The 5508-nt window shown below is 75.7% G+C and carries 7 protein-coding genes; 1 reads left to right on the top strand and 6 read right to left on the bottom strand.

Going from position 1 to position 5508, the window contains the following annotated elements; translation table 11 throughout:
• The 3 genes from IRZ18_08180 to IRZ18_08190 all read right to left on the bottom strand — a co-directional run.
• Positions 1–912, bottom strand: a 912-nt coding sequence (locus IRZ18_08180) for a hypothetical protein (protein MBX5477079.1), incomplete at its 3' end; no start/stop codon positions are given.
• A gap of 242 nt (positions 913–1154) precedes the next feature.
• Positions 1155–2630 carry an HAD-IA family hydrolase gene (locus IRZ18_08185; GenBank protein ID MBX5477080.1) on the bottom strand — a complete coding sequence of 492 codons (1476 nt, stop codon included), beginning with the start codon at positions 2628–2630 and terminating at the stop codon, positions 1155–1157.
• A gap of 48 nt (positions 2631–2678) precedes the next feature.
• Positions 2679–2921: a hypothetical protein gene (locus IRZ18_08190; GenBank protein ID MBX5477081.1), complete on the bottom strand. Its 243-nt coding sequence runs from the start codon at positions 2919–2921 to the stop codon at positions 2679–2681.
• 56 nt (positions 2922–2977) lie between these two features.
• Between IRZ18_08190 and IRZ18_08195 the strand changes: the two genes are divergently transcribed.
• Positions 2978–3304, top strand: a complete 327-nt coding sequence (locus IRZ18_08195; protein ID MBX5477082.1) for a 4a-hydroxytetrahydrobiopterin dehydratase — start codon at positions 2978–2980, stop codon at positions 3302–3304.
• Here the strand turns inward: IRZ18_08195 and IRZ18_08200 are convergent.
• The 3 genes from IRZ18_08200 to IRZ18_08210 are packed head-to-tail and all read right to left on the bottom strand — an operon-like array spanning position 3290 to position 5423.
• Positions 3290–3892: a nucleotidyltransferase family protein gene (locus IRZ18_08200; GenBank protein ID MBX5477083.1), complete on the bottom strand. Its 603-nt coding sequence runs from the start codon at positions 3890–3892 to the stop codon at positions 3290–3292. The two genes, IRZ18_08195 and IRZ18_08200, sit on opposite strands and share 15 nt — an antisense overlap.
• Positions 3889–4449: a (2Fe-2S)-binding protein gene (locus tag IRZ18_08205; protein ID MBX5477084.1), complete on the bottom strand. Its 561-nt coding sequence runs from the start codon at positions 4447–4449 to the stop codon at positions 3889–3891. Before IRZ18_08205 ends, IRZ18_08200 begins: the two co-directional genes overlap by 4 nt.
• Positions 4446–5423 (bottom strand): xanthine dehydrogenase family protein subunit M, encoded by a 978-nt coding sequence (locus IRZ18_08210; protein MBX5477085.1) that lies wholly within the window; start codon positions 5421–5423, stop codon positions 4446–4448. Before IRZ18_08210 ends, IRZ18_08205 begins: the two co-directional genes overlap by 4 nt.
• Positions 5424–5508: the final 85 nt, after the last annotated feature.

The raw sequence follows: 5508 nt of genomic DNA on the forward strand, positions 1-5508 counted from the left end.
TTTGGTGTGGGGGGGCTGGTATTTTTTTATACCCCACCGCCCCCCGCGGAGCCCCAACACGGCCGCGCCGCGCCCCCACGGTGCAAACGCCCCCGCGAGGAGGCCGCCAAGCCCCCACCCGGCGGCCAGCACGGGGCCGCCGGTGCCCATGAGCACGCACGCCGCCCCCAGCGCGATGCCGGTCGCTGCCGCCGCCCCGGCGCCCGCGAGGCGCGCCGCCGCCAGCGTCACGAACGTGACGAGCACCGTCCGCAGGTCCACGGGCCCGAACGCGATCCCGCCCATGCCGCCGATCGCGACGGCCGCCGCGGTGGCGACGCCGACGGCCACCGCCAGCGTCTCGGGTCCCTCGTGCGCCTCGTCGCCGTCCGCGATCCAAACCGGTCGCGCGCCCGCCGCCCGCCCGCCCGGGCGAAGGACGGCCAGAGCCGGCGCGTAGAGGCTCGCCAGCAGGGGGATGAGGACAGCCTGGAACAGCGTGACCGACCAGGCGCCGGCCGGCCCCTCGCGGATGGCGAAGGGCGCGCCGATGAGCGCGGCGAGGCCGGCGATCGTCGCCCCCCACCACGCGGAACCGGCGGGCGCCGTCCCCTGCGCCCGCCCGTAGACGAACGCGGCGGCGCCGAGCAGAAACGCCTGCGCCGCCGGGAGGAAGCCTTTCGCCGTCGCCGCGCCCGCCACGGTGCCCACAAGCGTGACGAGGGCAGCCGGCCCGCCCCAGGTCCAGTCGACCGCCGCCACGAGGGCCGGACCGAAGGGCGCGAGCACGCCGAGCAGGGCGGCCCGGCCGAAGAGCACGCTCACGACGAGGAGCGCCAGGGTGGCGCCCGGCGCCAGGCGGACCCCGGACGCGACCGGAGCGCGGTGGGCGAGACGCGTTCGACCGGTGCTGGAATGCGTGCTTGCAGACATGGGGGCCTCCCCGGCGACAGGTTGTCCCCCTCATGATGGGCGGGGCGGCCGCGCGAGGTCTGTCGGAGGGCGCGGCCACCGTGCGTGGCCAGGCGACACGCGCGGCGCGCAGCCGACAACCGCGGCGCCGCGCGTCGAACGGGGACGCCGCGAACGCGCGGGCCGGCGCGGGTCGAGCGGCGGGCGCACCCCGGGTGACGGCGGGATCCACCGGCGCGCTCCGGTGGCGCGGGTGCCGAAGGTCAGGGCAGGTACGGCATGGGCGCGCGCGGGGTGAGCCATGGCCGCGCCGCGCGGCGCGCCTCCGCGAGGAGCGCGCCGGCCGAGGCGAATCCTGTCAAGCGGCGCAGGACGGCGCGCGTTGGGAGGAGCAGCGGCGGACCGCCCGTGTTGAGGGCGTCCTCCGGCCGCCACCATTCGAGTCGCACAAATTCCCTCGTGTGCGGCCGCGGCGTCTCTCCGGGCGGCATCGGCGCCGCGTAAAACCGCGTGAAGAAGCGCACCGCCAAGTGGGGCGGCGCCTCCAGCCAGCCGAGCTCGACGAGCCCGGCGAGACGCTCGGGCGCCAGGCCGGCCAGCGCTCCAGGGACGTCGCCGGCGAGCAGCCGTTCCCGCTCCGCCTCCCCTGGCCGGGGCGCCCCGCCCAGCCAGATTCCCGTTTCCTCGAACGTCTCGCGGACGGCAGCCCGGCGGAAGGCGACGTCCGGCACGTCCGAGGGGCGCAGCCAAAGGGCCCCTTCCGAAGGGCCGCGCCCGGCGTGCGGACGGTGCCCGCCGGCACGCTCAAGAAGCGAGCCGGGCGCCGTCGGCCCGTCGAGGTCGCCGGGCTGGACCGAGCCGCCGGGAAACGCCGCCACGTCGGGCATCGTGCCCTCCGGCGCGCGGATGCCCATGAGGACTTCCACTCCCCGCGGTCCGTCGCGCAGCAAGACGACGCTCGCGGACGGGCGGGCCGCCACCGGCCCCCCGCCGCGCGCGCGCGGGACGGCCGATGGCAGGTGCGCCTCCGGGTCGGCGGCCGCCATCACCACCCCGCGCATGGTGCGAGCCACCGCGCAGGGCGGCGCGTCCCGGTCCGCGAGCCCGAAGCGGTCGAGGAGGATGCCGCGCATCCCGATCCCCGCGGCGCCCGCCACGTCGTTGACGTAGTCGTCGCCCACCATGACGGCGCCTTCCGCAGAGGCGCCGAGCAGCCCGAGGGCGTGCTCGAAGATCCGCGGATGCGGCTTTTGCACGCCCACTTCCGACGAGAGGACGACCGCGTCAAAGAGATCGAGGAGGCCGCACGCCTGCAGGACGGCGCGTCCCGACGCGCCCCAGTTGGAGACGGCCGCGAGGCGCACGCCGAGGGCGCGCAGTTCCCGCAGGGCGGGGACGACGTCGGGGTACGGGCGCCACGCGTGGCCGCCGGCGGCCCAGGCCCGCGCCGCCGGCGCGAGCATCTCCCGCGCGGCCCCCGGCTCCCAGCCGGCGTGCCGCTCCACGATGGCGGCGAGAATCTCCGTGTAGTCGTCGATCCAACCGTAGACCGGGTCGCCGGCGCGTTCGGGAAAGCGGCGGGCGAATTCACGGTCGGCCTGGGACAAGAGCTCGTGTACGGAGCCCAGGTCGAGGCCGCCGCCGGCCCGGTCCAGTGCGGCGTGGAACGCCTCGCTGCGCCCGTTCGTGAGAAGGGTGTAGCTCAGGTCGAAGAGGACGGCGTCGAGCTTCCGGGCCATGCGTGGGGATTCGGCTCCGCGCGGCCGCCATCCTGCGCCCGCCCGCCGTCAGCGCGCGTACAGGCGCCAGATCGCGGCGCGGACGCCCCAGCGGCGGCGAAGGGCCAGCAGGTCCGGCCCGAGCGGGCGCCCGCCCGTGAAGTACCAGGGTTCGGCGAACACGCGCTCCGGGCGCGGGATATCCTTTGCGTCGCGGTCGTTCGGGCTCGGTGCGCTCCTGCCGCCGGGCAGCACCACGAACGCCGGGCGCGGCCGGCGGGTCTCGCCGGCTTCGTCGACGACAGGCCGCACGGCAGTCCCTCCCCGACAACATATTGTGCAGGGAGGCCTCGCCATGCTCCGGTACAATGTGGACAACGGCAGGCAAAATCCGGAAAGGGGCGATCGGCGTGCCGGTGCTGTCTCCTGAAGAGCGCTCGCACCAGCTGGCGGGCCTCGTCGGCTGGGAGGACGGCGGCGACGAGATCCGCAAGCGCTTCGCGTTCTCGTCGTTCCCGCAGGCGATGGAATTCGTCGCGAAGGTGGCGGAGCTCGCCAACCGGCGCAACCACCACCCGGACATCCTCATCCAGTACGACAAGGTCACCCTGATCCTCACGACGCACCGCGAGGGCGGCGTGACGGAGAAGGACATCGCGTTCGCCCAGGCGGTGGACGCCCTATCGAGCCAGTAGGCGCTCCAGGGCCGCGAGGTCCTCGGGGCGGTCGACGTCGCGCCACCACTCGCCGGGCAGCTCAAGGAAGCGCGTGCGCGAGCGAGCCGCCTCCCAGACGGCGCGGGCGCCGCGGTCGCCGGAGAGGCGCAGGAGCGCGGGAAAGTCGGCGGCCGGAAAGAGCGCGGGCGGCGTGGGTCCGGAGGGGCCCTGCGCCACGACGATCCATCCCGGCTCCCAGGCATCGACGATCGCGCGGAGCACGCCGCCGCCGGCGGCCGGCATGTCGCCGAGGCATAGAAGCAGGCCGTCCGCCTGCAGGTCCTGGGCGCAGCGCGCCGCGACGCGCACGGATGAAGCCATGCCCTCTTCCGCGTCCGGGTTTTCGACAACGCGCACGGGAATGGCCGCGCCGGGCACGCGGGCGCCGGCCGGAGCGCGGCCGGGGGCCGCCACCACGACGACGCCCAGCGGGAAGGCTGGCGCCGCCTGCAGGACGCCGTCCAGCGTCCAGGCCAGCACCGGACGGCCGGCCAGGCGCGCGCTGAGCTTGTCCGCCCCGAAGCGCCGCGCCGCTCCTGCGGCGAGAACGGCGGCCAGCAGCCTCAAGCCGGCCCCGCGCCCTCTTCCGCCAGGCGCCTGGCGGCGTCGAGGACGGCGTCGACGATGTTCTGGTAGCCGGTGCACCGGCAGAGGTTGCCGGACAGGGCGGCGCGGACCTCGGCCTCGGTGGGCCGCGGGTTGTCGCGCAGGAACTCAAACGCGGCGATGAGGAACCCGGGCGTGCAGTAGCCGCACTGCAGGGCGTGGTGCGCCTGGAACACCTCCTGCAGGGGATGCAGTTCCACCTCGCGGCCGTCGTCCAGCGTGACCCTTCGCGCCCGCGGCGCCAGGGCCCCCAGCCCCTCGACCGTGACGACATCCGCCCCGTCCGCCTGCACCGCGTAGACGAGGCACGAGCGCGCCGAGCGCCCGTCCAACAGCACCGTGCACGCGCCGCACGCGCCCTGCTCGCAACCGATGTGCGTGCCGGTCAGGCCGAGTTCCTCCCGCAGGAAGTCCGCGAGCGTGGTCCGCGCCTCCACCTGCCGCACGTACCGGACGCCGTTCACGACCACGTCCACTTCGTACAGCGCCTCTTCCGGGCGCACGGCCGCCTCGCTCATTCCGGCAAGCCTCCTCGATGATCCGGCGCGTCGTTGCGGCCGGCTGGCGACGCGCCGCCATCCGCGGCGTTCGGCCCCGCCACCTCCGCGGCGTCCGGCCCTTCCCTCGCGCGACGGAACGCCGCGGCCAGCACCCGCGCCGCGAGCCGCGCGGCCACCTCCCGGCGGTATGCGGCCGAGGCGTGCACGTCGCCCTCCGGTTGAAGCCGGTCCGCCGCAGCGGCGCCCGCCTCTTCCCAGGTGCCTGCCGAAGGCCGCACGCCGGCCAGCTCCGCCTCGACCTCGTACGCGCGCACGGGCGTGTCGCCCACGCCGCAGAACACGAGGCGCGCCTCCGCCACGCGCCCATCCTCGTCCAGGCGCACCGAGGCGCCCGCCCCCACGAGCGCGAAGTCGCCCTCGCGGCGCGCGACCTCCGCGAACGCCTGGCCCGTGTGCGGCGACGGCAGCGGCAGCCGCACGGCCACGGCCACGTCCTCAGGCGGCAGCGCCGTGGTGAAGTATGTGAGGAAGAACGCGTCCGCCGGAATCCGGTAGCGCCCCTCCGCGCCGAGGGCCTCCACTTCGCCGCCGAGCAGGGCCAGGACGGCCGGCATCTCCGCCGCCGGATCGGCGTGGCAGACGCTGCCCACGGGCGTGCCGCGGTTGCGGATCGCCGGGTGGCCGACGAGCGCGAGCGCCTCTCGCAAGATCGGCAGGCGCCGGCCCAGCGCCGCGTGGCGCAGGACGTCCGCGTGGCGGACGGCGGCCCCGATGACGACGACGTCCTCCTCCGGCGGAAACTCGACGCGGTCGAGCCCCTCGGCCCGGTTGATGTCCACGAGCGCCGCCGGCCGCACGAGCCGCATGTGCAGCATGGGCACGAGGCTCTGCCCGCCGGCGAGCACCTTCGCTTCGCCGCCGTACCGCGCGAGGCAGTCCCGCGCCTCTTCCGCGCTGCGGACCCGGTGATAGGCGAAAGCCGCGGACTTGATCGGCGTTCCCCCCAAACCCCGTTCGAGATCGTCCGTGTATTTCCCCCGGCGACCGGCCGTCCCCTGCAGGGGCGGCCCGCTGCCC

The sequence above is a fragment of the Clostridia bacterium genome (genome assembly GCA_019683875.1).
In the GTDB taxonomy this organism is placed as follows: Bacteria; Bacillota; Sulfobacillia; order RBS10-35; family Bu92; genus Bu92.